21 protein-coding genes are annotated in these 25,318 nt (G+C 69.3%); 11 read left to right on the top strand and 10 right to left on the bottom strand.

The features are described from left to right. Window positions 1-4: 4 nt before the first annotated feature. The gene (locus MYSTI_RS03365) at window positions 5-1,114 is read right to left on the bottom strand and encodes a substrate-binding domain-containing protein (RefSeq protein ID WP_015346290.1); all 1,110 of its coding nucleotides are present in this window, start codon (window positions 1,112-1,114) and stop codon (window positions 5-7) included. A gap of 1,060 nt (window positions 1,115-2,174) precedes the next feature. Between MYSTI_RS03365 and MYSTI_RS03360 the strand changes: the two genes are divergently transcribed. Further along, window positions 2,175-4,655, top strand: a complete 2,481-nt coding sequence (locus tag MYSTI_RS03360) for a sodium-translocating pyrophosphatase (protein WP_233278153.1) — start codon at window positions 2,175-2,177, stop codon at window positions 4,653-4,655. 65 nt (window positions 4,656-4,720) lie between these two features. Here MYSTI_RS03360 and MYSTI_RS03355 read toward each other — a convergent pair whose 3' ends face one another. Next, window positions 4,721-5,275: a hypothetical protein gene (locus MYSTI_RS03355; protein ID WP_015346288.1), complete on the bottom strand. Its 555-nt coding sequence runs from the start codon at window positions 5,273-5,275 to the stop codon at window positions 4,721-4,723. A 254-nt stretch (window positions 5,276-5,529) separates the two neighbouring features. On the opposite strand from MYSTI_RS03355, the gene MYSTI_RS03350 reads away from it, so the two are divergent. The 5 genes from MYSTI_RS03350 (at window position 5,530) to MYSTI_RS03330 (ending at window position 8,190) form a co-directional block, all read left to right on the top strand. Then, entirely contained in the window at window positions 5,530-5,733 is a 204-nt protein-coding gene (locus MYSTI_RS03350) for a cold-shock protein (protein ID WP_015346287.1), read from the top strand. Between the two features lie 99 nt (window positions 5,734-5,832). Continuing rightward, on the top strand, window positions 5,833-6,402 hold the full coding sequence (locus MYSTI_RS03345; protein WP_015346286.1) for an endonuclease dU: 570 nt from the start codon (window positions 5,833-5,835) through the stop codon (window positions 6,400-6,402). A 188-nt stretch (window positions 6,403-6,590) separates the two neighbouring features. Continuing rightward, window positions 6,591-7,010: a hypothetical protein gene (locus tag MYSTI_RS03340; protein WP_015346285.1), complete on the top strand. Its 420-nt coding sequence runs from the start codon at window positions 6,591-6,593 to the stop codon at window positions 7,008-7,010. A 220-nt stretch (window positions 7,011-7,230) separates the two neighbouring features. After that, the gene (locus MYSTI_RS03335) at window positions 7,231-7,686 is read left to right on the top strand and encodes a hypothetical protein (RefSeq protein ID WP_015346284.1); all 456 of its coding nucleotides are present in this window, start codon (window positions 7,231-7,233) and stop codon (window positions 7,684-7,686) included. Between the two features lie 6 nt (window positions 7,687-7,692). Beyond that, window positions 7,693-8,190 (top strand): hypothetical protein, encoded by a 498-nt coding sequence (locus MYSTI_RS03330; RefSeq protein ID WP_015346283.1) that lies wholly within the window; start codon window positions 7,693-7,695, stop codon window positions 8,188-8,190. Window positions 8,191-8,236: 46 nt separating this feature from the next. On the opposite strand, the gene MYSTI_RS03325 is transcribed toward MYSTI_RS03330, so the two are convergent. The 4 genes from MYSTI_RS03325 to MYSTI_RS03310 all read right to left on the bottom strand — a co-directional run bounded on the left by MYSTI_RS03325 (window position 8,237) and on the right by MYSTI_RS03310 (window position 14,037). Continuing rightward, a complete protein-coding gene (locus MYSTI_RS03325; protein WP_015346282.1) occupies window positions 8,237-11,350 on the bottom strand; it encodes an efflux RND transporter permease subunit in 3,114 nt (1,037 codons plus the stop codon). 12 nt (window positions 11,351-11,362) lie between these two features. After that, window positions 11,363-12,478, bottom strand: coding sequence for an efflux RND transporter periplasmic adaptor subunit (locus tag MYSTI_RS03320; RefSeq protein ID WP_015346281.1), 1,116 nt, complete (start codon window positions 12,476-12,478; stop codon window positions 11,363-11,365). After that, on the bottom strand, window positions 12,475-13,245 hold the full coding sequence (locus MYSTI_RS03315) for a TetR/AcrR family transcriptional regulator (protein WP_015346280.1): 771 nt from the start codon (window positions 13,243-13,245) through the stop codon (window positions 12,475-12,477). The genes MYSTI_RS03320 and MYSTI_RS03315 overlap by 4 nt, the downstream gene beginning before the upstream one ends. Before the next feature lie 93 nt (window positions 13,246-13,338). Next, window positions 13,339-14,037 (bottom strand): DUF2293 domain-containing protein, encoded by a 699-nt coding sequence (locus tag MYSTI_RS03310; RefSeq protein WP_015346279.1) that lies wholly within the window; start codon window positions 14,035-14,037, stop codon window positions 13,339-13,341. Window positions 14,038-14,151: 114 nt separating this feature from the next. On the opposite strand from MYSTI_RS03310, the gene rnz reads away from it, so the two are divergent. Continuing rightward, window positions 14,152-15,075, top strand: coding sequence for a ribonuclease Z (gene rnz, locus MYSTI_RS03305; RefSeq protein WP_015346278.1), 924 nt, complete (start codon window positions 14,152-14,154; stop codon window positions 15,073-15,075). 33 nt (window positions 15,076-15,108) lie between these two features. On the opposite strand, the gene MYSTI_RS03300 is transcribed toward rnz, so the two are convergent. After that, a complete protein-coding gene (locus MYSTI_RS03300; RefSeq protein ID WP_015346277.1) occupies window positions 15,109-15,633 on the bottom strand; it encodes a hypothetical protein in 525 nt (174 codons plus the stop codon). A gap of 118 nt (window positions 15,634-15,751) precedes the next feature. Continuing rightward, complete coding sequence (locus MYSTI_RS03295) at window positions 15,752-16,660, bottom strand: alpha/beta fold hydrolase (RefSeq protein WP_015346276.1); 909 nt, start codon at window positions 16,658-16,660, stop codon at window positions 15,752-15,754. Window positions 16,661-16,812: 152 nt separating this feature from the next. Here MYSTI_RS03295 and MYSTI_RS03290 point away from each other — a divergent pair, with 152 nt between their 5' ends. After that, complete coding sequence (locus MYSTI_RS03290; protein ID WP_015346275.1) at window positions 16,813-18,498, top strand: amidohydrolase; 1,686 nt, start codon at window positions 16,813-16,815, stop codon at window positions 18,496-18,498. A 7-nt stretch (window positions 18,499-18,505) separates the two neighbouring features. Here MYSTI_RS03290 and MYSTI_RS03285 read toward each other — a convergent pair whose 3' ends face one another. Continuing rightward, window positions 18,506-20,506: a hypothetical protein gene (locus MYSTI_RS03285; RefSeq protein WP_015346274.1), complete on the bottom strand. Its 2,001-nt coding sequence runs from the start codon at window positions 20,504-20,506 to the stop codon at window positions 18,506-18,508. Between the two features lie 133 nt (window positions 20,507-20,639). Here MYSTI_RS03285 and MYSTI_RS03280 point away from each other — a divergent pair, with 133 nt between their 5' ends. The 3 genes from MYSTI_RS03280 (at window position 20,640) to MYSTI_RS03270 (ending at window position 24,581) form a co-directional block, all read left to right on the top strand. Then, window positions 20,640-22,832 carry a hypothetical protein gene (locus MYSTI_RS03280; RefSeq protein WP_015346273.1) on the top strand — a complete coding sequence of 731 codons (2,193 nt, stop codon included), beginning with the start codon at window positions 20,640-20,642 and terminating at the stop codon, window positions 22,830-22,832. A gap of 160 nt (window positions 22,833-22,992) precedes the next feature. Beyond that, window positions 22,993-24,264 carry a DUF6068 family protein gene (locus MYSTI_RS43625; protein WP_015346272.1) on the top strand — a complete coding sequence of 424 codons (1,272 nt, stop codon included), beginning with the start codon at window positions 22,993-22,995 and terminating at the stop codon, window positions 24,262-24,264. After that, the gene (locus MYSTI_RS03270; protein WP_169558604.1) at window positions 24,252-24,581 is read left to right on the top strand and encodes a DUF4286 family protein; all 330 of its coding nucleotides are present in this window, start codon (window positions 24,252-24,254) and stop codon (window positions 24,579-24,581) included. Before MYSTI_RS43625 ends, MYSTI_RS03270 begins: the two co-directional genes overlap by 13 nt. Before the next feature lie 6 nt (window positions 24,582-24,587). Here the strand turns inward: MYSTI_RS03270 and MYSTI_RS03265 are convergent, their stop codons facing one another. Continuing rightward, the gene (locus MYSTI_RS03265; protein ID WP_044278575.1) at window positions 24,588-25,070 is read right to left on the bottom strand and encodes a GNAT family N-acetyltransferase; all 483 of its coding nucleotides are present in this window, start codon (window positions 25,068-25,070) and stop codon (window positions 24,588-24,590) included. Between the last annotated feature and the right edge of the window lie 248 nt (window positions 25,071-25,318).

The raw sequence follows: 25,318 nt of genomic DNA, 5'->3' as shown, positions 1-25,318 counted from the left end.
CAGCTCACGGCGCGCCGCAGAGCCCCGGGCCGCAGTCCAGCGAGGACCCCTCCGTGCACGCGATGAAGCCCTGCTCCACGAGGATGGCCTCGAACTCGTCCCGGTTGCTGGCGAAGGCCCAGTTGTAGAGGACGTCCTCGTCGAAGGAGCGGGCGGCGACGGTGTTCTCGTTCAGGAAGATGCGGCGGGCCAGCGGATAGGCATCCGAGGAGCCGCCCTGGAGCAGCTTGCGGATGTTGGCGACGGTGGGCGCGACGTACGTGCTGGTCGTCGGGGAGATGGGGGCCACGGCCTTCAGCGACAGCTTCGCGTTGCCCGTGCGGGACGCCGGGTCTCCGGCATAGCCGATGGCGTTGTTGTTCGACGCCGTCAGCTTGCCGATGCACGTGGTCGCGTTGTCCGTCGCGACGCAGGGGCTGGGGTTGGAGGCGGACTCATCGACGATGACCGTCACGCCCGGGCAGAAGGTGCCGCCCTTGAGCAGCGACTTGAAGGTGTCCGTGGTGCCGGACAGGTCGTCGCGGCGGTACTTGACGATGGGCGCGGAGGGCAGGCCCAGCGCGCTCCAGTCGGTGGGGCACGCGCTGGGGATGGCGACGCCGGAGCTGTCCGTGGCGAAGAAGATGCGACGCAGCTCCTGCGTGGTGAGGCCATTGCTCGGCAGCGCCGCGGCCCGCGTCGTGCTCACGTAGGCAATCACCGCATCCAGGGCAATGACGTTGCTGCGCTCCCCCGGGCAGCAGCCCTTCGCGTCGGCGGAGGCACCATTGAGACAGGCCGCGCCCGACGCCGTCTTCGGCGCCGCGAAGTCGCGCGACATGGGGGCCAGCGTCTGCGCGCCCGCGGCGCAGAAGCCGCTGGAGCCCACGCCGTTGCGCAGGCAGGCCTCGCCCACGCCAGAGCCCTTGCCCTCGACGACCAGCCCGGAGCCCGACTGGAGGACCGCCGCGATGGCCGCCTCCTTCAACGTGTCGGAACCATAGAAGGACGGCAGCGCGAGGCCCTCCTTCGACGCCCGCGGGTCCTTCGGCGCATCCACCGCGGACGCGGGACCACAGCCGACGACGGTCATCGCCACCACCGTGGCGGACATCACCCACTTCATGCTGTTCATGGACGACTCCTCGGATGTTGCTGGGTTCAAGGCAAGACGCCGCCCTCTTCCGCGACGCGGGACGCATCACCCTTCTCGCTGGAGAGGACCGTCGAACCAGACGGCGCCGGATTCGACGCCAGCCAAGGTGCCTGAATGGACAGACATGCGCTGACTCAACTCTGTCAAATCTTCGCCAGCACCAGGTCACGCCCGCTGTCGGGACAGGGCACCCGCGCGCACCACAGCGGCGCCTGCCCTGCGGGGCTGTCTGTCATCCACTCAGGTGTGTCGTTTTTCCCGCCGCGTTCACGGCTGGACAGTGATTTTTTCAGACGAGCCGACACCTTCCTCGTCCCACGGGCCAGTCCCCACCGCGCGCTCCGAGGGAAGACGCGGGAACGGGCCTCCCTGGCAATCACCTTGCAATGACGTCTGTCCGGTTGAAAGGCAGGGTGTGGCCGGAAAGCCGGGGGCGGGTGGGGCGGCGGGGAACGGGGCTGGGGACGGGCGAGGCGGCGGGATAACGGGGTCGGCATGGCGAGGAGGTGCGTTGGGCGTGCGCGGCCCCCTGCCTTTCAACTGGAGGGCCCGGACTGTCTGGGCTCAGGCGCTCTATTCACTGACAAACACTCCGAGCGAAATCGGGCGCGCCGTGCTTGCATGACACAAGCACCCCTGTAACCGCCTTGATTGAAGGGATGCCTCGGCTCGCCGCGCCATCGCGCTGGCGCAGCGCGGCGCTCTCCGAGGGGATGCCACCCCGGGAGTAGCCTTCGACGGCAACCCCCAGCGAAGTTGGAATTTACCGACAGGTAGGCCATCTCGGAATTCGACTTCCAAGTCAGACCCATGCTATTCGCCGTCTTGCCTTCACGGTGCGTGCAAGCGCATCAGGAAGGGCGAGGCTGTGCTGAAGCGTCGGCGCGCGGCAACTTCGCTCGCAGGCGGCCAACCCCTCGACACCACTCCCTGTCATCCCGGGGCGCGGCGTTGTGGGTCGCGCTTCCGGCCGAGTTTCGTGAGGAGTTGCACCCCTATGACAAGCACTGTTTCACGCATGGATGCTCTCTCCCGGAGCATGACCGGCGTGGCCGTCAGGGCCTTGGGGCTCATGACGGTCCTCGCCGCCAGCGCCGCTCACGCGAGTGAAGCGGACCTGGTTCTCCCCGACTTCGCCTCCAAGACGTTCCTGGGGGGCGGGCTCAATGGCCATCAACTCCTGCTGTCCGGCATCGCCGTCTGCGTGCTGGGCCTGGTCTTCGGTTTCATCCAGTACGCCAGCCTCCAGAAGATGCCCGTGCACCGGGCGATGCTGGAGATCTCCGAGCTCATCTACGAGACGTGCAAGACGTACCTCGCGACGCAGATGAAGTTCATCGGCGTGCTGTGGGCGCTCATCGCGGTGGTGATGGTGGGCTACTTCGGCTTCTTGCGTCACATGGACGCGGGCCGGGTGGCCATCATCCTCGGCGCGAGCCTCGTGGGCATCGCCGGTTCATGTGGCGTGGCGTGGTTCGGCATCCGCGTCAACACGTTCGCCAACAGCCGCACGGCCTTCGCCAGCTTGCGTGGCAAGCCCTACCCCACGTACGCGATTCCCCTCCAGGCGGGCATGTCCATCGGCATGGTGCTCATCAGCACGGAGCTGCTGCTGATGCTGGCCATCCTGCTGTTCATCCCGGCGGACTTCGCGGGCCCCTGCTTCATCGGCTTCGCCATTGGTGAGTCGCTGGGCGCGTCCGCGCTGCGCATCGCGGGCGGCATCTTCACGAAGATCGCCGACATCGGCTCGGACCTGATGAAGATTGTCTTCCGCATCAAGGAGGACGACGCGCGCAACCCGGGCGTCATCGCCGACTGCACGGGCGACAACGCGGGCGACAGCGTGGGCCCCTCCGCGGACGGCTTCGAGACCTACGGCGTGACGGGCGTGGCGCTCATCACCTTCATCCTGCTGGCGGTGGGCGAGGGCTTCCGCGTGGAGCTGCTCGTCTGGATTTTCATGATGCGCATCGTGATGGTGCTCGCGTCGCTGGCCGCCTACGCCATCAACAACGTGTATCAGTCCGCCAAGTACAAGAACGCGGACCACATGAACTTCGAGCACCCGCTCACCGCGCTGGTGTGGCTGACGTCGCTCATCTCCGTGGCGCTGACGTTCCTGGTCAGCTACGCGCTGGTCCCCAACCTCAACGGCGACCCGACGCTGTGGTGGAAGCTGTCCGCCATCATCACGTGCGGCACGCTGGCGGGAGCCATCATCCCGGAGGCCATCAAGGTCTTCACCTCCACGGAGAGCCGGCACGTGCGCGAGGTGGTGACGGCCAGCCGCGAGGGTGGCGCGTCGCTCAACGTCATCTCCGGCCTGGTGGCGGGCAACTTCTCCGCGTACTGGATGGGCCTCATCATCGCCGGCCTGATGGGCCTGGCGTTCTGGTTCAGCGGCGCCGGTGTCCCCGGCGAGGGCGTGGGCCAGTTGATGATTGCCGCGCCGGTGTTCGCCTTCGGCCTGGTGGCGTTCGGCTTCCTGGGCATGGGCCCCGTCACCATCGCCGTGGACTCCTACGGCCCGGTGACGGACAACGCGCAGAGCGTCTATGAGCTGTCGCTCATCGAGAACGTCCCCAACGTGAAGGAGGAGGTGCAGCGCGACTTCGGCTTCACGCCCGACTTCGAGAAGGGCAAGGAGTACCTGGAGGAGAACGACGGCGCGGGCAACACGTTCAAGGCCACCGCCAAGCCGGTGCTCATCGGCACCGCCGTGGTGGGCGCCACGACGATGATCTTCTCCATCATCGTGTTGCTGGTGGGCATCAACGGCAACGCGCTCAACGCGGACAAGGCGCAGTTCCTGTCCCTGCTGCACGCGCCCTTCCTCCTGGGCCTCATCACCGGCGGCGCCATCATCTACTGGTTCTCCGGCGCCTCCATGCAGGCGGTGTCCACCGGCGCCTACCGCGCGGTGGAGTTCATCAAGGCCAACATCAAGCTGGAGGGCGTGGAGAAGGCCAGCGTGTCCGACTCCAAGAAGGTCGTCGAAATCTGCACGCAGTACGCGCAGAAGGGGATGATCAACATCTTCCTCGCCGTCTTCTTCAGCACCCTGGCCTTCGCCTGTCTGGAGCCGTACTTCTTCGTCGGCTACCTCATCTCCATCGCCGTCTTCGGCCTCTATCAAGCCGTGTTCATGGCGAACGCGGGCGGCGCCTGGGACAACGCGAAGAAGCTGGTGGAGGTGGAGCTGAAGGCCAAGGGCACGGAGCTGCACGCGGCCACCGTCGTGGGCGACACCGTGGGCGACCCGTTCAAGGACACGTCCTCCGTCGCGCTCAACCCGGTCATCAAGTTCACCACGCTCTTCGGCCTGCTCGCGGTGGAGCTGGCGGTGGAGCTCGAGGCGGCCGGGCAGGGACAGCTCACCCGCATCCTCTCCGTGGTGTTCTTCGTCCTGTCGACGGTGTTCGTCTACCGCAGCTTCTACGGCATGCGCATCCAGAGCGTGGCGGGCGCCAGCGCGGCCCCCACCTCCAAGGCCGAGGCCGCGGTGAAGACGGCCTGAGGCCCGACGTGACGTGACGCAGGGAAGCGGCGGGTGCTCGAAGACGGGCCCCGCCGCTTCGCGTTTCAGGCCCCGATGCCTTCCGGGTCCGTCCTCAGCACGCCGCCCAGGTGCAGGCCGCGCTGGCCCCGGTAGTCCGTCACCAGCGCCACCCCGAGCGTGCTCAGCCCCAGGAGCACGTGCACCGCGGCCACGCCCGGACTGCGCCGCGCATAGCCCAGGGCGAAGGGGGCCACGAGCAGCGCCGCCCCGTGGGCGTAGTCGAAGAGCTCATGGGACTCGATGGAGAGGCGCCGCGACAGGCTCAGCCGCGTGTCCGTGAAGAGCGCCACGGCCATCGTGGAGAGGCCCAGCACCCGCCCCACCCGCCGCGCCACGCGGTCCCTGGACAGCTGGCCGGACACCAGCGCCACCACCCCACCCCGGTAGTCCAGGAGCGAGTGCACCGCGGAGGGCACCCACCGGCGCAGGGGGAGCCTGTCGAGCAGCGGCCGGGACAGGATTCCCGCCCGGGCGCTCGTGTCGAACAGGTGCCGCACCCAGCGGCGCGGGGGGCTCTCCGCATGAGGCGGGACGGACACCAGCGCGGGCGCGGTGTCCTGTGGGGTCAATCCAGCCATGGGGCTCCTTCCATTCCAGGTGAAGCGAGGGGCTCCCCCTGAGGGTAGGCACGCGCCTCGCGACGCCCGCTCCAGCGGCGCCTCTCCGGAAGTAGGGAGCGCGGCTACCGCTCCTCACCTCGCCTGGAGGGCAAGCGGCCAAGGGGGCTTCCACTCAACCGGCCGCCCCAGGCAGACTACACCTGAATTACGGCCTCTAGTTTCTCACAGGCCAATAACCGCGGCGCGCCGCATCACCCGAGAGAACGCGATTCATGGCAACTGGTACCGTCAAGTGGTTCAACGATGCAAAGGGCTTTGGCTTCATCGTGCAGGATGGTGGCGGTGAGGACGTGTTCGTCCACCACACGGCCATCAACATGGATGGGTTCCGCACGCTGCAGGAAGGCCAGAAGGTGGAGTTCGAAGTCGGTCGCGGCCCCAAGGGCCTCCAGGCGCAGAACGTGCGCGCGGCCTGAAGTCTTCCTGCCTCGGCAGCCCAGAAGCCCGACTCCGCTCGTGCGGGGCCGGGCTTCTTCCTTTTCAGACGCCTTGTGTTTCTTGAGTCCCGTCACCCCATGCGACGACTGCCCCGCTTCCCTCGAGTGATTGGTTTCGATGACGGCCCCTTCGCGCGGCGCCCGGGCTCGGCGGTCCCGCTGGCGGGGGTGGTGTGTGGAGGCACGCGCTTCGAGGGATTGGTCTGGGGGCGCGTGCGTCGCGATGGTTGGAATGCGACAAATGAAGTGTGTCGCCTGCTGGAGGGAGGGAAGTTTCTGCCGCAGGTGCATCTGGTGTTGCTGGATGGCATCGCGTTTGGAGGTTTCAACGTGGTGGACCTGCCGGAGCTGGCGGGGCGGCTGGGCAAGCCGTGTGTCGCGGTGATGCGGCGGCACCCGGACCTGGCGGCGGTGGAGCAGGCGCTGCGGCGGCTGCCTCGGGCGGAGGAGCGCTGGGCGCGGATTCAGCGCGCGGGGGCCATCCATCAGCTCGGGGGCTTCACCTTCCAGGTCCAGGGCGCGGAGCCCTCGCTCGTCGCGGAGGCGCTGGCCCGAGTGACGGACCGGGGCCGCGTCCCGGAGGCGCTGCGGCTGGCGCACCTGATTGGCTCCGCCGTCATCACCGGTGAGAGCAGTCAGCGCGCCTGAGTCCGTTGCGACTCGATTTCTCACGGCGCTTGAAGGATTGCACCGGCACGAGACACAACCCGGTGGGGCGGGGTCTGTCTCGACACAATGTCTTTCCATTATTTCGGGGATGACAGAGTGTCTGAGGGGTGGTTTCGAGTCAGCGGGGTTGTTTGTTATTATTTGGTCTCCCTTAGGAAGGGGGGGCCATGTTCGAAGTCGCCAACGATACGAACCGCCGTACGGTCACCGTTCGGTTGAAGGGCTTTGTCCGTCCCATCGAGATGAAGGACTTCGCCGCGGCCTATCGGGCCGCGACGGACACGTATGCAGGAGGCCGGCACCTGGTGCTGGCGGACATGAGGGGGTTGAAGGCGCTGGAGCCCGAGTCGGCCGCCATTTTCGGAGAGGTGGTCCTCTACGGGCGGCAGCGGGGGTGTCTGATGTGCGCGCACGTGTCGGACTCCACCATCGCCCGGCTGCAGACGGCGCGGGTGGCGTCGGAGGCGGCGCCCAATGACGACATCACGGTGGATTGTGTGTCATTGGAGGAAGCGGAGCGGCAGCTGACGAAGGCCCGCACGCGCCACTTCCTGATGAACGAGCAGGGCGCGTCTCACGCGCGCTGAGCCCGAGTCCTCCGCGCGCGCCCCCTCCTCGACCTCCGTCTTGTCGCGCGCGGAGTTGTTTCAAATCGAATGAGAACTCACGGCGCCTGGCCGGGTGGTGGAAGTTCCGCGCCACACTGGAAGGGGCCGGGGATGAATCAACCCCGGCGCCAACGCGCATGCCCTGCGTCTACCCACGGCCGTGGGTGCAACGGAGAAGTGTGTGCACGGGAACCACGCGATGGCCCAGCGAACCAGGACACGCGGCTGGGTCCTCGCGCTCTTCATGCTCGGCTGCGGCCTTGTCTCGTGTGCGCACGCGTCCGAGGGCAGCGGGGGCGGATTTGGCCGCAACAGCGCGGAAGCGCGAATCACCCACTTGATTTCAGACGGCCAGTTCGCGGAGGCCGAGGCGCTCGTGGCCGAGTCGGCCTCTTCGGGCCTCATCGAGCAGTCCGCGGCAGCCACCTTCCGCCGGCACATCGCCGACCTCTCCATGAAGCTGGGGGAGATTCCCGCCCGGCTTCAGCGCGTCTCCGGGTTCCCCTCACGGCTCAAGGACTTCACACGCCACGAACTCCAGAGGATGTATGACGCCGAGAACTTCACCCTCGGGACGAAGAAGGAGCTTCAGACCGCGCTGAAGCTCCTGAAAGATGTGGCGAAGGACCAATCCCGCCTGCTCCAGAAGCTGTGAGCCCTCATGCACCCGAGCCCCCACGAACTGATGGAGTTGCTGTCGGAGGCCCGGCGCCTCGAATGGGGGTGTGACGAACAGCTGCGCCTGCTCGAGCGCCTTCGCACCCACTGCCCCGCCCATGTTCCAGGGCTGCTGCTCTCCAGCCGGGCTCTTCTCTGGGCGAAGGAGGATGTCCCGGACCCCACCGCGTTCTTCGCGGAGGTCGAGCAGATTCTGGTGAGTGCACTTGAGTCCTCGGACCGGAGCCCCGAGACGCTCCTCGGAATGGCGCGCTTCGAGAGCGTCGTCCGAGATTCGCCAGGAGCCGCGGAGGCCCTCTACCGAGAGGCCGCCTCCCGTGCCTCGAGTCTCCTGGAAGAAGCCTGGGCTGGACTCATCGAATCACTCGGGGAGCAGGAGAAGACCGACGAGGCGGCTCGCCTCTCCCAACACGCCAGCAGGCTCTTCCCCGAGTCCACCGCACTTGCCGAGGCCCGGCGGTTCGCCCGACTCAAGGACTGACCGGGCCCGAGGAGACACTCGGGCCCGGCGTCTCACGGCGGGGGTGTCACGCGGCCTGGCTGGGCCCGTGCTCGGAGGCCTGCCCCACGCTGGCCGGCTCCTGCGGCTTCGCCCGGCGCTTGCCGCCGATGCGCTCCATCGCCGCGAACACCACCGGCACCACCAGCAGCGTCAGGAACGTGGAGGTGATGACTCCACCAATCACCGAGATGGCCATGGGCGCCCGGAACTCCGAGCCCGTCCCCGTTCCAATGGCCGTCGGCACCATGCCGATGGCCATCGCCGCGCTCGTCATCAGGATTGGACGCAACCGCCGAGGCCCCGCCTTCATCATGGCCTCGTCCACCGAGTCCCCTTCACGCAGGTGCTGCAGCGCTCCGTCGATGAGCAGAATCGCGTTCTTCGTCACCAGGCCCATCAACAGGATGACGCCAATCATCGCGCCCATCGACAGGTGATACCCCGTCACCACCAGCGACAGGAGCGCGCCCACCAGCGCCAACGGCAACGACGCCATGATGGTGAACGGGTGCTTGAACGACTCGAACTGGCTCGCCAGCACCATGTAGATGAAGACGAACGCCAGACCGAAGGCCATGCCGAACGCGCTGTTCTGCGACTCCATCTCCTTCATCTGCCCGTCGTAGATGACCGCGTACCCCGGCGGCAGCGGCTGCGCGGCCACCTGCTTCTTCAGGTCCACCACCACGTCCCCCAGCGCCGCCCCCTTCGCCAGCTGCGAGAACACCACCAGCTGCCGCTCCCGGTTCTCGTGCTCGATGACGCTCGGCCCATCCTTCAGCTCCAGGTGCGCCAGGTCCGACACCGGAATCAGCCCGCGCGCCGTATACACCTCCAGCTGCCGCACCCGCTCCGGCGTGCTCCTGTCGCTCTCCGCCAACCGCACCCGGATGTCCGTCTCCGTCGTCCCCTCGCGCAGCTTCGCCACCACGTCGCCGTCGATGGCCAGACGCAATTGCGTCGCCAGCACCTGCGCGTTGACGTCCACGTCGCTCGCCCGCGCCCGGTCGATGCGCACCTGGAGCTCCGGCTTGGGCGGATTCGCCTCCACCCGCACGTCCTCCGTCCCCTTCAGCCCCCGGAGGATGCCCGCGATGCGCTCCGCCTCCTGGTTCACCCGCACCAGGTCCGGCCCCGTGACGCGCACCATGATGGGGTAGTAGTCGCCCAGGCCCTCGATGGTCGGCGGGTCGCTCAGGTTCACCCGCGTCGCCACCAGCGAGGACAACAGCGCACGCGCCTCGTCCTTCATCTCCGGGATGCCCTTGGTGCGCTCGTTCTTGCCCAGCGTCAGCACCCGCATGCGCGCCTTGTTCACGTCTCCGTTGGTGCCGACGATGGAATAGACATCCGTCACCTCCGGAATCTTGCGCACCAGCGCCTCCGCCTCGGCCGTGCGGGACACCGTCTCCGCCAGGCTCGCCGAGTCCGGCAGCTTCAGGTCCACCAGGAACTGCGAGCGGTCTTCCGGTGAGATGAACTCCGCGCCCAGCCGGCTCGCCGCCCCGAAGGACATCACCAGCAAGAGCAGCGTGATGCCCGCCGTCGTCCACTTGTGCGACAGCACCCAGCGCAGCACCGACGCGTAGAAGCGCTCCGTCCCATCCAGCATGCGCCGCAGCGCCGCCGCCACCGCGTTCTCCTGGTGCACCTCCCCCGGCACCCGCCGCTTCGCCAGCCGCGCCGACAACATGGGGTCCAAGGTGAAGGAGATGAACAGCGAGACGAGCACCGCCATGGAGATGGTGATGCCGAACTGCTTGAAGAACTGCCCGACGATGCCGGGCATGAAGGCCACCGGCACGAACACCGCCACCAGCGACAGCGTCGTCGCCAGCACCGCGAGCCCCACGTCCCGCGTGCCGTTGGCGGCCGCGCTCATCGGGTCCTCGCCCTTCTCCAGCCGGTGCGTGATGGCCTCGCGCACCACCACCGCGTCGTCGATGAGCAGACCGATGGCCAGCGACAACCCCAAGAGCGTCATCTGGTTCAGCGTGTAGTCCAGCACGTACATCACGAAGAACGTGCCGATGACGGACGTGGGCAAGGCCAGCGAGGAGATGAACGTGCCGCGCCCATCCAGCAGGAACATCAGGATGATGAGCACCGCCATCGCGCCACCGAAGATGAGCGCGACCCACACCTCGTGCGCGTTCTCCCGGATGAGGTCCGACTGGTCGATGAGCAGCCGCGCCGTGAAGCCGTGCCCCACCTCCGGCCCCATGTCCTTCAGCACCTTCTTCACCGCGTCGCTCACCACCACCGTGTTCGAGCCCGGCTGCTTCACCACCTCCAGGATGACGGCGTCCTTGCTGTTGAGCCGCGCCACCGTGCGCCGCTCCGCCACGCCGTCCGTCACCGTGGCAATCTCCTCCAGCCGCACCTGCGCGCCCGTGCGGCTGCGCGCCACCGGCAGCGCCCGGATCTCCTCCACGCCCCGGAACTGCCCCAGCGAGCGCACCGTCAGCTCGCTGGCCCCCAGCTTGAGCCGGCCCGCGGGCAGGTCCAGGTTCTCCGCCCCCACCCGCCGGGCGATGTCGAACGGAGACACCCCCGCCGCGCGCGCCTTGTCCAGGTCCAGGTCGATTTGAATCTCACGCGTGTCGCCGCCCGTGATGCGCACCTCCGCCGCGCCCTCCAACTGCGAGAGCGCCGGCTTGATGCGGTCATCGATGAGCCGCCGGAGCGCCTGCGACGGCAGGTCCGCCGACACGGCATAGGTGAGGATGGGCGTGGCGGACAGGTCCACCCGGCCCACCACCGGCGCGTCCGCCGTCTGCGGCAGCCGGTTGGCGATGCCCGCCACCTTGTCGCGCACCTCCTGCACCGCGCGGTCCAGGTTGGTGGAGAGCTTGAACTGCACCACCACCGTGCCCAGGTTCTCGCGGCTCCAGGAGTGAATCTTGTCCACGCCGCTGATGCCCGCGACGGCATCCTCCACGGGCTTGACGACCTGGGTCTCGATTTCCCCCGGGCCCGCGCCCTTGTAGACGGTGGTGACGACGACGACGGGGAAGGACACGTCCGGGTAGAGGTCCGTGCCCAGGCGGCTCAACCCCATCAGTCCGAGGACGATGAGGCCGAGCGACATCATGGTGGTGAAGACGGGCCTGCGGATGGAGACGTCGCTGAGCAGCATGGCGGCGCCCCCTCACTTCACCGTGACGCGCGAGCCCTGCGACAGGCTCGGCGTGGGGTAGTCGATGACGGACTCGAGCGCGGGGCTCGCCAGCACCACCACCTCCCGCTCCCGCCGCTCCAGCACCCGCACCTCCACGCGCTTCGCCTCGCCGCCGGTGCCCACCACCCAGACGTGGTCCCCGTTGGACGACGACAGCGCCGTGCCCGGCACCACCTGCGCGTCCTGGTCCTCGCCCAAGGGCAGCACCGCGCGCGCCAGCGTGTGCGCGACGAAGCGGCCATCCGCGTTGGGCACCGCCAGCTCCACCGGCACCCGGCGCGTCGCCGGGTCCGCGGAGGGCAGCACCGTGCGCACCACCGCGTCCAGGGTGAACACGCCCGCGCCACCAATGGCCTCCACTCGCACCTTGGCGCCGGGCTTGAGCCGGCCGCGCAGCGACTCCGCCACCGTCGTCTTCAGCACCAGCGTGTCCAGGTGCTCCAGCGTGAAGAGCGCCGTGCCCGGCCCCACCGTGGCCCCCGTCTGCTCGGGCGCGTCGATGAGCGTGCCCGCGAAGGGCGCCTTCAGGTCATGCCGCCGCCGCGCCGCCCGCGCCTGCGCCGCCTGTGCCTTCGCGGCCAGCAACTGCGCCTGCGCCTGCGCCGCCTGCGCCGCCGAGGCGCGGTTCTGCAGGTCGCTCACCCCGCCCTCCTTCTGGAGCGTCGCGTTCCGCGCGGCCACGTCGGCGGCCATCGTCGCGGCGGCCTCCGCGGCGGCCACGGCGGCCTCCGCCTGCGCCACCTGCGCGTCGGAGATCTCCACGTCGAGCTGCCCCAGCACGTCCCCCTTCTTGACCGCCGCCCCCTTGACCACCTTCACCGCCGCCAGCCGGCCCCCCACCTCGAAGCCCACCTGCAGCGCCTGGGCGGGGAACAGCGTGCCCGTCACCTCCTCGCGAGGAGCGGCTCGCACCGCGCGCGCCGCGACCAGCGTCACGGAGGGCAGCGCCGCGGCCACCTTCGACTCGACGGCGGCCGTCTTCGACGACGCATCCGCCTTTCCACAAGCAGGCAACGACAGGACAGCCGTGACGACACCCGCCACGGCCAGCAAGCGCGGGGCGGAGGGTTTCCGATAGGGGTTCACTGGCGTTTCCTCGGGGTGTGGTGAGTCTTCGCGCGGGCGCGCTGCTGCCCGCGACGGGAGGTCTTGGAGGGAGACGTCTTGGGTCGCGAACTCTTGGAAGAAGGGGGCAGCGAGTCCAGGCGAGGCATCGTGCCGCCCTCGAACACGCGGTGGAGCGTGAGCGCCCACGCGGACAGGTCTGGCTTCTGGGTGTGGTACACCATGCGCTGCGACAGCAGCAGATAGGCCCCCACGATGACGGACGCGAGCAGTCGCGGGTCCATCTCCGGGTCCACCGCGCCCGCCACCTGCAAGCGCTGGAAGTCGCTGGCCAGCCGCTCCACCTGCGCGTCCGTCATCCGCCACAGCAGCGACTCGTAGGGCGTGCCCTGGCTGCCACTGACGAGCACCGAGACGACGTCCCGGTAGGACCACATCAGCTCCAGCGCCTCCACGTCGAAGGTGCGCTCCAGCTCACAGAACCGCTGGTAGCGCTCGCTGCGCTGAAGCCTCTCATCGGGCTGGACGGTGCCCTGCTCCCGGAAGAACGCCTCCGTGGACCGCATCCGCCGGGTGTTCACCTCGCCCAGCTGCTCCTCGAACGCGGCCAGCACCTCGCCGAACAGCGCCTCCTTCGAGTCGAAGTGCAGGTAGAAGGCGCCCTTGGACAGACCACACGCGGCGGTGATGTCCTCGATGCGCGCCCCGCGCAATCCCTTGCGGGCGAACTCCGCCCGGGCCGCGGTCAGCAGCGTGTCCCTGGCATGAGGGTCCGCGGGTCTTGGCATGGAAGCCGGTTACTAACCCACGGGTCATTAATAGGCAATATGACTGACCTGCTGGTCAGAAACCCAGACACCCCAGGCGTTCAGCGGTGAAACTCAGGCCTCGCGCGCACCGCCGCCCACACGGGCCAGGGCGGTGCACAGCGGACACGCGGAGGGCCCATGCGGGACATCGCGGCGGTGCAGGTCCAGCACCGCGCGGGAGATTTCCGCCAGCTCGCGGCGCACCTCGCGCCGGGCGCCCTTCACCCGGGCAATCTTCAGGTCGTCGTAGCCCGTCGTCTGGTGGCGCATCCACGCGATGACGGCGGCCTCGGCGCGGCGCTCCACGGGGATGCGCTCGGTGCGCGCCACGGTGCCGCTGCCCACCGGGGTGGCGTGGGTGGAGACCAGCACGGCCAGCTTCTTCGCGTGGGGCAACCAGGCGGGTGAGAACGCCAGGAAGCGCAGCACGGTGTTGGCGAAGTCGACCTCGTACTGCTCCTGCTCGCGGGCGCGGCGCTCGCGGCCGGCGGCCAGCTTCTTCGCGTACGCGGGCGTGGCGCGCTCCGACTCCAGCTCCGCGCGGGCCTGGAGGATGTGCGGCTCCGGGGCCCAGACGCCCCGGGAGAAGAGCTTGCGGCCCACCTTCTCCACCACCGTCCAGGTGGGGCCCGCCGCCTTCACCCGGCGAGTCAGGCCGGCGTCACCCGGCGGCAGCAGGACCCAGCCCTCCGGCACGCTGAGCACGCGGCCGTCCGGGGCACGCACACGCTTGGGGTCCGAGGTGGGGGCGAACGTCAGGGATTCAGGCATGGCGGTGTCCGGGAGGGCGGCCCCACATAGCACGGGCGAGTCCAAACCCTGCTAAATGGCGCATCGCGCCGCGCCACCCGCGCGGCAGCCCCTCTTCGCGTGGGAAGTGCCGGCATGTCCCTCCTCAGGCTCACCTTCCTCGGCACCTCCGCCGCCCAGCCCACCCTGCACCGCAACCTGTCCGGACTGGCCGTCAAGGTGGACACGGACCTGCTGCTCTTCGACTGCGGCGAGGGCAGCCAGCGGCAGATGGTGCGCTTCGGCACCGGCTTCACCGTGGACGCCGTCTTCTTCACCCACTTCCACGCCGACCACTACCTGGGAATCATCGGCTTCCTGCGCACGCTGGGAATGATGGGGCGCGAGCACGCCATCCACCTGTATGGCCCGCCTCCCGCGCGGCGGCTCCTGCACCAGGCCGTGCACCTGGGGCTGGAGTCCATGTCCTTCCCCATCGAAATCCACGAGGTGAAGGACGGCGACGTCGTCCCGCGCAACGGCTACTCGGTGCAGGTGGTGGGCGTGGACCACCGCATCAACGCGCTGGCCTACGCGCTGGTGGAGGACGGACGTCCGGGGCGCTTCCACCTGGAGAAGGCGAAGGAGCTGGGCGTGCCCCCGGGCCCCAGCTTCGGCAAGCTCCAGAAGGGCGAGGCCGTCACGCTCGAGGACGGGCGGACGGTGAGGCCGGAGGACGTGCTGGGCCCGGCGCGCGCGGGCCGCAAGCTGGTCATCTCCGGCGACACGCGCCCGTGCGCGGCCGTGGTGCGCGCGGCGAAGGACGCGGACCTGCTGGTCCACGAGTCCACCTTCTCCGACGACGAGCAGGCGCGCGCGCTGGAGACGCATCACTCGACGGCGCGCGAGGCGGGGCGGGTGGCCCGCGAAGCGGGCGTGCACCGGCTGGTGCTCACCCACCTGTCCAGCCGCCACGACACGGAGCCCGCGAAGCTGCTCGCGCAGGCGCGCGAGGAGTACAAGGGGCCCCTGGAAGTGGCCTACGACGGCTTCACCCTGGAGCTGCCGCTGCGCGACTGAAGCCTCGCGCGCGGCGGCCCCGGGAAGCGGGTGCTACTGAATCTTGTCGGCCTCGGCGCGCAGCGAGGTGGCGGACTCGGCGTCCACGCGCTGGAGCAGCTCCCACTCCAGCTCCGGGTCGCGATTGAAGTTGGTGGCGTTGCCGCGCGACGGCGCATCGGTCAGCTCCGGCGGGCGCCCCTGGCTGCTCGCGCCGCGGGTCTCGGAAGCCATGTGCTTGTGGAACTCGATGACGCACTGCCCGGGGCCCTTCTCGATGCCCCGAACCATGTAGCGCACCTGGGTCGTGCCCAGCGACGAGGGGGCACCGTGCATCAACCACTCGGTGGTGGCCTCGAAGCCCTCCTTGCCCTGACGAACCGAGTAGCCCTTCTCGGTGAGGAGGGCCAGCGCCTGCGGCCACACCTCCGCCACGGGCTTGCGGTAGACGTGGTCACGCGACTTCTCCAGGAGGAAGGCCTCCTTGCGGCTGGCTGCACAACCAGCGACGGAGACCACGCAGGCGGCGGCGACCACCAGCATCGACAGAGCCCCAAGCCGGGACTGGGACGGGTTCATGCTCATGACTCCAAAGGGGAATGAGAGACACGCGACCATCCCTCACCCCTGGCCCGGCGCCAAGTCCCCACCCGGAAAGGTTGCCGCACGCAAACATCCGCGCCGCCGTCACCCACGCTCAGTGTACGGCCCGCAGCGAGCGGGACTCGAGGTGCTCCACGATGAGCGCCGCCACCTGCTCGGGTGCTTCCAAGGGAGCGAAGTGGCCCACGCCCGGGAGGTATGACACCTCCGGCTCCTGCTCGAACCAGGGCTCCAGGTCCTTCGTCAGCTCCAGGCCCAGCGCGGGGTCCTCCTCGGCCCACACCAGCCGGAACGGCGCGCGGATGCGGGGATACTCCCGGAGCATCCGCCGCGCGTGGGCGGGGTCGAGCAGGTCCCTCATCGACTGGCGGTAGTACTCCACCGCGGCGCGCGCGGCGGACAACTGGGACAGGTTGGCCGCATAGGGAGACAAGCGCTCGTCGCTCACCCGCGCGCCTGGCGCCATCCCCCGCCGGATGAGCCAGGGCACGTGCTGGCCGCCGCGCGAGGACAACAGCCGCTCGGGCAGCCAGGGGAGCTGGAAGAAGAACATGTACCAGGAGCGCCGGAGCTGGGCGGGCCTCCAGATGCGGCGGAGCATGACCGACGGATGGGGGCAGTTCACCACCGTCAGCGTGTCCACCACCTCCGGCCGCAGCGCCGCCAGGTGATAGGCGATGGCGCCGCCCCAGTCGTGTCCCACCAGGTGCACCGGGTGGCCGGGCCGCAGGTGGTGGGCGAGCTGCTCGATGTCCTCCGCCAGCGTGTCCAGGTCATAGCCGCGCGTGGGCCGGTCCGTGCCGCCGTAGCCGCGCAGGTCCGGCGCCACCGCGTGATAGCCCTCCGCGCCCAGCAGCGGCAGCACGTCCCGCCAGCTCTCCGACAGCTCCGGGAAGCCATGCAACAGCAGCACGAGCGGCCCATCGGCGGGCCCCGCCTCCAGCGCCTGCATGCGCAGCGAGTCCAGCGGAATGGACAGACGGGTGAGCGGCGGCGAGTCCATGCCCGGCACGTTACGCGCCCGTCCAGCGCCGGGAAGGCCCTCACGGCACGGCGCGTTGGACGGCGGACGCTGGCCCGCGCGGGCCGGGTGCGCCAGAGTGGCGCGCGCTCGTCCCAGGTTCGGGGCAGCCAACCAGGCAGGTGCGCGAAACCATGCTGAGACGACTCTGCGGGCTCGTGGGTGCGGTGATTGTCTTTTCGGGCCTCGGCGGCTGCACCCGGAACACGCCGGGCGCGGGAGCTTCGGGAACCTCTGTCTATGTGGCGCGGCGCATCCGCACACTGGATGCGGCGCGGCCGGTGGTGGAGGCGCTCGCGGTGCGCGACGGCAAGGTGCTGGCCACGGGCACCCGCGAGGAGGTGCTCCAGGCGGCGGGCGCCGACGCGCGCGTGGTGGACCTGGGTGAGGTCACCGTGGTGCCGGGCCTGACGGACGCCCACGGGCACCTGGCCGGGCTGGGACAGGCGGAGGCGCAGGTGAGCCTGGTGGGCGCGGCCAGCAAGCAGGAGGCCCTGTCGCGCATCGCCTCGGCGCCGGGCACCTCGTATCAAGGGGCGTGGCTCATCGGCCAGGGCTGGGACCAGAACGACTGGCCGGAGAAGGCGTTCCCCACGCGCCAGGACCTGGATGCCATTCACGCCGGAGTGCCGGTGATGCTCTCGCGCATCGACGGGCACGCGGCCTGGGTCAACAGCGAGGCCCTGCGGCGCGCGGGCATCACGCGCGACACGAAGGACCCCACCGGCGGCCGCATCCTCCGCGACGCGAGCGGCGAGGCCACGGGCATCCTGCTCGACAACGCCATGGACCTGGTCGGCGTCGTGGTGCCGGCGCTCTCGGACGCCGAGCACGCCACGCACCTGAGCGCGGCGCTCGCCCGGATCGCCCGCGTGGGGCTCACAGGTGTCCACGACGCGGGCATGGACCTGCGCACCTTCCGCCTCCTCCAGAAGTGGGACAAGGAGGGGAAGCTCCCCTTGCGCGTCTATGCCATGGCGGCGGGACAGGGCGCCGAGCGCGACACCTTCCTGCGCGACGGCCCCTACCAGGGCCACCGCCTCACGCTGCGCGCGGTGAAGCTCGTCCTGGACGGCGCGCTGGGCAGCCGGGGCGCGGCGCTGCACGAGGACTACACCGACGAGCACGGCCACCGCGGCCTCTTGATGATGCCGCCGGACGAGTACGAGCGGCGCGTGACGGCCTTCATGGCCGCGGGCTTCCAGGTGTGCACGCATGCGATTGGAGACCGCGCCAACACGCTGGTGCTGGACACGCTGCTGCACGCGGCGGAGGCCACCGGCTCCAAGGACGGGCGCCACCGCGTGGAGCACGCGCAGGTGATGCGGCTGGAGGACATCGACCGGCTGGGCAAGAGCGGCCTCGTCGCCAGCGTGCAGCCCATGCACGCCACCAGCGACATGCCCTGGGCGGAGGCGCGCGTGGGCCCGGAGCGCATCCGGGGCGCGTACGCGTGGCAGCGGCTGAAGTCCTCCGGCGCGGTGCTGGCGCTGGGCAGCGACTTCCCGGTGGAGCGCCCGGACGTGCTGGCCGGACTCTACGCGGCGCGCACGCGGCAGGACGCGCGCGGCACGCCCGCGAACGGGTGGCACGCGGACCAGCGGCTCAGCGCGCAGGAGGCGCTGGAGGGCTTCACCGTGGGCGCCGCCTACGCCTCGTTCGCGGAGTCGCGGCGCGGCAGGCTCCAGCCGGGCATGGACGCGGACTTCGTCGCGCTGACGGTGGACCCGGTGGACGCGCCCCCCGCCGAGCTGCCAGGCGCCCAGGTGCGCCTGACGGTGGTGGGTGGCGACGAAGTCTATCGCGCCGAGGACACGTGAGGCGGGCCTAGAGGTCCGTCACCGCGCTGAGCGACTGGACGCGGCGGTTGAGCTCCTCCGTGGCCGACTGCCGCTCCTTCGCCATCCGCTCCAGCTCGCGGGTGATGACCTCCAGCCGGTCCTCCTGCTCGTTGAGCTTCGTCACGAAGCGCTCGACGAGCTCCCGCTGCGAGGCGCCGCTCTTGAGGGACTCGATGTTGGAGCGGATGCGCTCCTGGTCCTTGAAGAGCTGCGCCCGCTCGGTGTTGAGCTGCTGCTCCTCGCGGGTGAGCGCGGCCACCTTCTCGCGCAGGGCCATCACCTCGCGCAGCGCCTCCGCCATGGCCTTGTCCACGTAGCGCTGCGACAGGAAGAAGGCCACCTCGTCCGAGCCCAGGTTGCTGATGGCGTACTGGCGCTGGCCCCGCGTGCGCTCGGCCACCACCAGCTCCTCCTGCGCTCCCGCCGCCAGCTCGCGCTTGAAGCGCCAGAAGCCATCCGTCGTCTCCGCGGGCGCGGGCATGTCCTTGTCCAGCTCCCAGCCCGTGCGCGGGTGTTCCACGTAGAGGACCTGGGCGCGCGGGGACTTGTTGCGCACCAGGTACTTCGTGCGCCGGACGTGGAAGAACTCCGTCACCAGCAGGCCCCGGCTCACCACCGCGCGGAACACCGGCCCGTCGTCCGTCTTGTCCTCCACCGAGACGACGCAGCCCAGCTCCACCGCGAACGGGACGAAGCGCGAGTCCTGCGGCTTCATGGTGTCGAGCATCGCCTCGCCCACGTAGCGCTCGTCCTCCGTCACCGTCACCGGCCCGCCCTCCAGCGTCAGGCCCGTGGTGTTCTTCAGCTCGATGCAGGCCATGGGGTTCTTCTCGCGCGTGGCCCGGTTGTAGAGCAGCACGCGGCGCCCCTCGAAGGGACGGTGGAGGATGGGCACCAGCGCGCTCTGGTTGCGGTGCACCGTCACCGGGCGGTCCACGCCGTACTCGAAGAGGTCGCCCACCTCCTTCGTCAGCGTCGTCACGGGCGTGCTCTGCGCCAGCACCTCGCGCAGCCGGGGGCCGCCTCCGCCCCTGGAGCTCGCCAGCTCCTTGCGCAGCTTCCCCTGCGAGCGCATGGGCGCGGGCGGCGGAGGCGGGGCCAGCATCTCCGCCTCGTCCGCCATCTCGTCCATCACCGCCGACTCGCGCTCGTAGCTCTCCTGCGGAATCACCGGCGCCGCGGCGGCCTCCGTGCGCACCTCCACCACGGGCCGCTGCATGTAGCGGGGATTGTAGAGGTCGTGCACGAAGGACACCGGCAGGCCCGCCACGAGCGACAGGCTCACGTCCACCCAGTCCTCGTCCCCCGTGTTGTCCACCAGCGCCCAGCCCTGGAGCAGCGGCGGCTCCCCTTCATCCAGGAGGATGCGGTAGCTGGTCTTCCACACCGGAGACTCCAGCACGTAGCTGACGAAGACCTCCCGCTCCCCCTCCCCGGAGGTGAGGATGGTCATCCGCTTGCTGTCCTTCTTGTACGAGGACAGCACCGTGGACAGGTAGAACTCCAAGTCCTTGCGCACCGCCTCGTCCAGGAACTCCAGCTCGGAGATGTCCAGCACGTCGAAGGTGCGCAGCGAGCCGCCCACCAGCAGCGTCAGGAAGGGCCGCACCAGGCTGGTCTCCCCCGCCGCGAGCGCCAGGGACTCCAGGCCGATGATGGCGCCCTCCACCTGGCCTCCGCCCACGCGGGCCCTCACGCGCGCGCCCTTGATCTGCCCCAGGAGCGCCGTGAGGCTGCCGTCCTCGGGAATCCGGATGGTGGCCTCCGCGAGCAACTGCTCCAGCGGCTTCGTGGAGTCGTAGCTCACCGCCGACACCGAGCCACCCGACAGGTCCAGCACGGTGAGCGACTTGAGCACGTCGTTCATGTCGCGCGCCTTGAAGTCCAGGTGCAGCGGGCTGCTGCCCACCACGCCTCCCCTGCGCTCGAAGTAGCCGACGCCGTGCTTGTAGAGGACGACGCGACGGATGGACAGGGGACTGGGCATGGGCGCTGGACCTCTGGGGAAGTGGGCGCCCCAGGTCTATCAAGCTCCGCCCGGGGTCATGCAATGGCATGCGGGCCCGCCGTCACCCGCGGGTGATAGATTCGGGGCACACCTGGATGGAGTCCTCCTCGAGATGATCGTCAAAAGCAACGTCGAGCAACTGATTCGGCGCGGAGCGAAGCTCGGACTGATTCGGCTGGACTCGCCCCTGCCCGACTCGAGCCAGGGCGAATACAAGGCCTTGCTCGACAACATCTCCGCCCTGCTGGAGCGACTGCGGCACGGGGCCACGATGCGTCGGATGATGTACGAGTACGCCGAGGTCTGTCAGGCGCCGCTCAAGGAACAGCTCGCGGCCCATCAAGCGAGCGTCGACCGCACACGGGGCAAGCCCGGCCGCTTCGACGTGGACCAGCTCCGCGGTCTCGAGCGGCTCCAGTCGAGCTACAAGGCCATGAAGCAGGAGCTCCGGTCCTCCGCGCCATCGGACCCCACCGCGCCGGACGCGGCCGAGACGCTCAAGCGGCAGAAGAACGACAAGATGCACAACCCGAACGTGATGGTGAACTGCGGCTCGGGAACGGACGGGGAGCTCGGCTGCCGACCAGGACACATCAAGGTGTATCAGGCCGTGTTCGGCGCCTCCTACGGACAGGCTCCCGAAGGAAAGAAACCCTACAAGGACGTCTACGTACACAACGTGCGGGGCCAGGATCAAATCCTCATCTGTCCCGCCGGGGGCAAGTGCAACGTCAGCATCGGCAATCCCTACCGGAGCCTGGGCTGGTTCTTCAACTACGTGACCCAGGGCTCCCGCACCGCGCTCATCCGGATGTGGGAGATTCCCGCGACCTACTTCGAAGACCTGCTGGCCTGCACGGGGACCGAAGCCCAGATCAAGGACATGAAGGACTTCTACAAGGCGGAGGGCAAGAAGACCGCCGGCAAGAAGAACCAGCGGTTCCACGTCGAGCTCTGCGACCACCGGGCCACCAATCAGTTCGGCATCTGGACCCACGACAACGGGCGCCTCACCGACTTCGGCCGGAAGTTCCAGCAGATGAGCAGCCGGCTCGTGACGTACTACGACGAGAATGGCGACCACGTCCCCAGCTCACGCGATGGGGAGTGCCGCGACATCCAGCGGCTCATCGACCACCTGGGCGTTCCCACGGGCATCGAGGACCGCTTCCAGAACCTCAGCACCGCCGTGAGCGACTCGGACGGCAACCTCACGATGAACGCCGAGGCGGCGAGGCAGGACCTGCTGCTCCTGGACCTCATCAACCTGCTGAGCGACGCCTCCGACGAAGCGCTCCCGAGGCTGAATGAACTGCCCGTCGAGCAGGTGCGCGTCTTCTCCCACCTGCTCATCTACAACGGCCTGAGCCCTCAGCGCTTCAACCAGACAATCCAATACACCAGCACGGGGCTGGTCGTGGAGAACCTCAACCGTGAGAGCGCGTTCATGGTCGCGGTTCACAAATCAACCGCCTGGCATGCGTCGCTGCGCTCGGTGGTGGACGAACTGCTGGACCACCTCGCTCCCTCGGCGCTCGAGATGCCCTCGCACATCGCCGCGAACGTGAGGATGGTGTTCCGCGCTCAATCCCAGGAGAAGTTCAGGTCCGACACGTACGACGCGGCCTTGACCGCGCTCCGGGAACTCATCACCCCCGGGACGCCCAACCGGAACCTCGCCTTCATCGAGGGGTTGGGCCTCCTGCTGCGCCCCATGTGCACGGGAGACGGAAGCTTCGACGACGACCTCAAGCCCATCAGCACGAAGGGCAACCGGCAAGGCGATGTGAAGACCCCACCGGAGAAGTTCCGCTTCCTCCCGCTCGCGGACCTCAAATACGAGGTGGGCGTCTCCCACCGCGCCAAGACCCACGGCATGGCGCCCGGCGTCGATTCGCTCGACGGCCACACCCTGGCCGGCTTCACCTCCGTCCCCAAGTTCAAGCCGCCACCGCTGCGCGCCGATACCGAAACAAGCAACACCCGCTTCCAGACGTTCCTGCATGCCCCCGTCATCTCCCGACTCCACGACGCGGGCCTGCCCGTCATGGGCGGCATCTCTGGCACGACGCGCGACATCTTCCGCTACTTCGGGCACCTCGACGGACAGACCTTCTGGCACTTCTTCGCCGTGGTCGCGGCCTTCATGGTCAAGAACCACTTCCACAGCCTCGCCGAGTGCTACATCGCCGCGCTCCAGTTCCATGACCGGGGGAATCAGGCCTCCGCCTTCGCCCTCCCCACGCTCTCGCCTCAAGCGCTCTACAACCACCTCCGCAGGCTGACGGGCGTCACCTTCGAATGAGTGGCCCACCGCGCCATGCATCAAGTAGCCGACGCCACGCGGGTCCCTCTCAAATGATGGAACTCCAGGAAGTTGGGGACAGCCCAGCGGCCGGTGTATCTACCCACGCCGTGGGCCGCGCAATCCCGCGTCCAGGCCCCGCTCGCGAGGTGTCGCCCTGATGCTGCGAAAGCCCACCGCATCCTTCCTGTCGCGGTCCACGCTGGTCTGCGCGGCGCTCCTGCTCGGCGCGGGTTGTGAGAGCACGAAGCCGCGCGCCGTGAGCCCCACGGATGGGGTCCCCGTGTCGCAGAACCACCCGGCCGAGGAGCAGCCGCCCCCGGGCACGCCCCCCACCGAGGCCACGCCTCCCACGAGCCCCACGCCCGCCGCGCCGCAGAAGGGCCACGCCTCCTCCTGGCAGAACGCGCGCGTGGGAGACCGCGTCGTCTACGCGTTCTCCGCCAGCCGAGGCGGTGGCCGAGGCAACGCCGAGACCTCCGCCGCCGCGGGCATGCTGTCGGTGGAGGTCTCCGCGGTGGAGGGCCCGTGGGTGTGGTTGACCTTGGCCTTCACCAGCGACTCCGGCCAGCCGCTGGAGCTGCCGCGCCTGGCGCACAAGCTGACCGTGCCCGTGCGCACGGACACCTCGCGCACGCTCGAGGCGCCGCGCGAGGGCACGCAGACCACCGAGCAGCCCACCGCCGCCGGGCGCACCTGGGAGGCCAAGCGTTACCTGCGCGACAATCGCCCCGTGGACGGCCCGCTGGAGAACCGGCTGTATGCGCTGGACGCGGGGCCGCTGTACCTCACCAATGGCCTGCTCGACGCGAGCACCACCATGTCTGGCTTCGGCGGCGCGGGCAGCTACCAGCTCACGCTGACCGAGTTCCGCCAGGGCGCGGGGGGCAGCGGCAAGGCCCCGGGCATGGAGTGGCCCCTGGGCCCCGGGACGTACTTCGACCGGGAGATAGAGACCGACGGCACGAAGTCCGTGCTGCGCACGTGCCTGGGCGCGGAGCGAGGCTTCGTGCTGCGCCAGGAGACGACCTTGTCCGCGAGTGACAAGAATGCCCCTCCGTGCCAGGACTTCTCGCAGGCGAGCGGTGTACCCCTGGAGGAAGTACTGCTGTCCTTCGTCTGGGAGGGATTGGACCCCAAGCAGTGGCCTCCGGCCATTCCCAACGCGGCGCCCCCCACGCGGGAGTCGCTGGCCGCGGGCGCCAAGCAGCTCTCCGTGCTCCAGGTGGACTCGCGTGAAGGCGCGGAGGGCGTCAAGCAGGTGGGCACCCGGACGTTCCTCGCCAACCCGTGGGACAAGTCGGCGGACGGACTCAGCCAGGAGGCGCGCTTCTCCACGCTCTCCGACTTCCTCTACCGCGTCACGCCCAAAGGCAAACGCGAGTCGATGGGCGGCTCGAAGCTGACGGGCTGGGGCTCGTGGCTGCCGTGACGACGGCGCTCTACGTCGTCGTCATCGACGTGGAGCCCGGCGCGGAGGCCGCGTGGAATCACTGGCACGAGGCCACCCACGTGCCCGAGGTGCTGCGCGAGCCGGGCTTCCGGGGCTGCCGCAAGTGGAAGGACACGGAGCGGGCGCCGGATGGCTGGGCTCGCTACGTGTGCCACTTCGAGCTGTCGAGCGAAGCGGACTTCGCCCGCTACACCACGAGCGACGCGGCGAAGCACCTCCGCGCCGAGTCGCTCGCCCGCTTCGGCACCATGACCCGCTACGCGCGTCAGGTGCTCACCGAGGTGAAGCGCTTCTGATTCGCGTCAGGCGCACAGCCGCCGCGACACCCCGCGCGGAAAGTACCCCGGGGTCGCGGCGGGCAGGTCCAACCGGAGATAGACATAGCTGCCGCTCGGCGCGTTCTCCGTCGGAAACCCCGGCACATCCAGCGGACGGAAGCCCAGCGACTCCAGCAGCGAGCGCGAGGACGCGTTGCCCGCGCGCACACACGTCTCCAGGCGCCGCAGCCCATCCCACCGCACCCCGCGGCGGATGAGCTCCGTCATGGACCAGTGCCCTGCACCATTCTGGCGATGCTCCCCCAGAATGGCGCAGCTCACCCGGGCGTACTGCTCCTCCCTGCGGATGTTCGTCAGCGCCGCGAGCCCGATGATGCCCACCCCGCGCTCCGCCACCGCGAACAACCGCGTCCCCTCCGCCGCGCTCCACCGCCCAGGAGGCCGGCCCCCTGACTCGGGCCGCCACCACCCGAAGACCTCTTCGATGTCCGGCTCCTCGAGCAACATCCGCACGGACCCCGAAACCTCCGCACCCGCCATATCCATTGGAATGAGCTGTCGCTCACGCATGCTGACGTCCCCCCTTCGCCGGAAACTACTTCAAGGGGCATGCCAGCAAGCCGTCGTGGGTGAACCCCGCACCCGGCGCCTCGAGTGGGCGCGTCGAGCCACGACGCACCCGCGTGCCGCTCGCACGCGAGCCCCCGGAGAGGCGATACGGGGAACCCCGTGAGTCACCCGGAACACATCGCGTC

The organism is Myxococcus stipitatus DSM 14675, from assembly GCF_000331735.1.
Taxonomy (GTDB): Bacteria; Myxococcota; Myxococcia; order Myxococcales; family Myxococcaceae; genus Myxococcus; species Myxococcus stipitatus.
This window is presented reverse-complemented; position numbering and strand designations above follow the sequence as displayed.

Excerpts from the sequence above, each read along its gene's own strand:
- MYSTI_RS03290 (WP_015346275.1), top strand. The coding sequence starts at position 16,813 with ATGCTGAGACGACTCTGCGGGCTCGTGGGTGCGGTGATTGTCTTTTCG.
- MYSTI_RS03365 (WP_015346290.1), bottom strand. The coding sequence starts at position 1,114 with ATGAACAGCATGAAGTGGGTGATGTCCGCCACGGTGGTGGCGATGACC.
- MYSTI_RS03340 (WP_015346285.1), top strand. The coding sequence starts at position 6,591 with ATGTTCGAAGTCGCCAACGATACGAACCGCCGTACGGTCACCGTTCGG.
- MYSTI_RS03315 (WP_015346280.1), bottom strand. The coding sequence starts at position 13,245 with ATGCCAAGACCCGCGGACCCTCATGCCAGGGACACGCTGCTGACCGCG.
- MYSTI_RS03295 (WP_015346276.1), bottom strand. The coding sequence starts at position 16,660 with ATGGACTCGCCGCCGCTCACCCGTCTGTCCATTCCGCTGGACTCGCTG.
- MYSTI_RS03325 (WP_015346282.1), bottom strand. The coding sequence starts at position 11,350 with ATGCTGCTCAGCGACGTCTCCATCCGCAGGCCCGTCTTCACCACCATG.
- MYSTI_RS03350 (WP_015346287.1), top strand. The coding sequence starts at position 5,530 with ATGGCAACTGGTACCGTCAAGTGGTTCAACGATGCAAAGGGCTTTGGC.
- MYSTI_RS43625 (WP_015346272.1), top strand. The coding sequence starts at position 22,993 with ATGCTGCGAAAGCCCACCGCATCCTTCCTGTCGCGGTCCACGCTGGTC.
- MYSTI_RS03330 (WP_015346283.1), top strand. The coding sequence starts at position 7,693 with ATGCACCCGAGCCCCCACGAACTGATGGAGTTGCTGTCGGAGGCCCGG.
- MYSTI_RS03345 (WP_015346286.1), top strand. The coding sequence starts at position 5,833 with ATGCGACGACTGCCCCGCTTCCCTCGAGTGATTGGTTTCGATGACGGC.
- MYSTI_RS03265 (WP_044278575.1), bottom strand. The coding sequence starts at position 25,070 with ATGTTGCTCGAGGAGCCGGACATCGAAGAGGTCTTCGGGTGGTGGCGG.
- MYSTI_RS03280 (WP_015346273.1), top strand. The coding sequence starts at position 20,640 with ATGATCGTCAAAAGCAACGTCGAGCAACTGATTCGGCGCGGAGCGAAG.
- MYSTI_RS03310 (WP_015346279.1), bottom strand. The coding sequence starts at position 14,037 with ATGCCTGAATCCCTGACGTTCGCCCCCACCTCGGACCCCAAGCGTGTG.
- MYSTI_RS03300 (WP_015346277.1), bottom strand. The coding sequence starts at position 15,633 with ATGAACCCGTCCCAGTCCCGGCTTGGGGCTCTGTCGATGCTGGTGGTC.
- MYSTI_RS03285 (WP_015346274.1), bottom strand. The coding sequence starts at position 20,506 with ATGCCCAGTCCCCTGTCCATCCGTCGCGTCGTCCTCTACAAGCACGGC.
- MYSTI_RS03355 (WP_015346288.1), bottom strand. The coding sequence starts at position 5,275 with ATGGCTGGATTGACCCCACAGGACACCGCGCCCGCGCTGGTGTCCGTC.
- MYSTI_RS03360 (WP_233278153.1), top strand. The coding sequence starts at position 2,175 with ATGACCGGCGTGGCCGTCAGGGCCTTGGGGCTCATGACGGTCCTCGCC.
- MYSTI_RS03335 (WP_015346284.1), top strand. The coding sequence starts at position 7,231 with ATGGCCCAGCGAACCAGGACACGCGGCTGGGTCCTCGCGCTCTTCATG.
- rnz (WP_015346278.1), top strand. The coding sequence starts at position 14,152 with ATGTCCCTCCTCAGGCTCACCTTCCTCGGCACCTCCGCCGCCCAGCCC.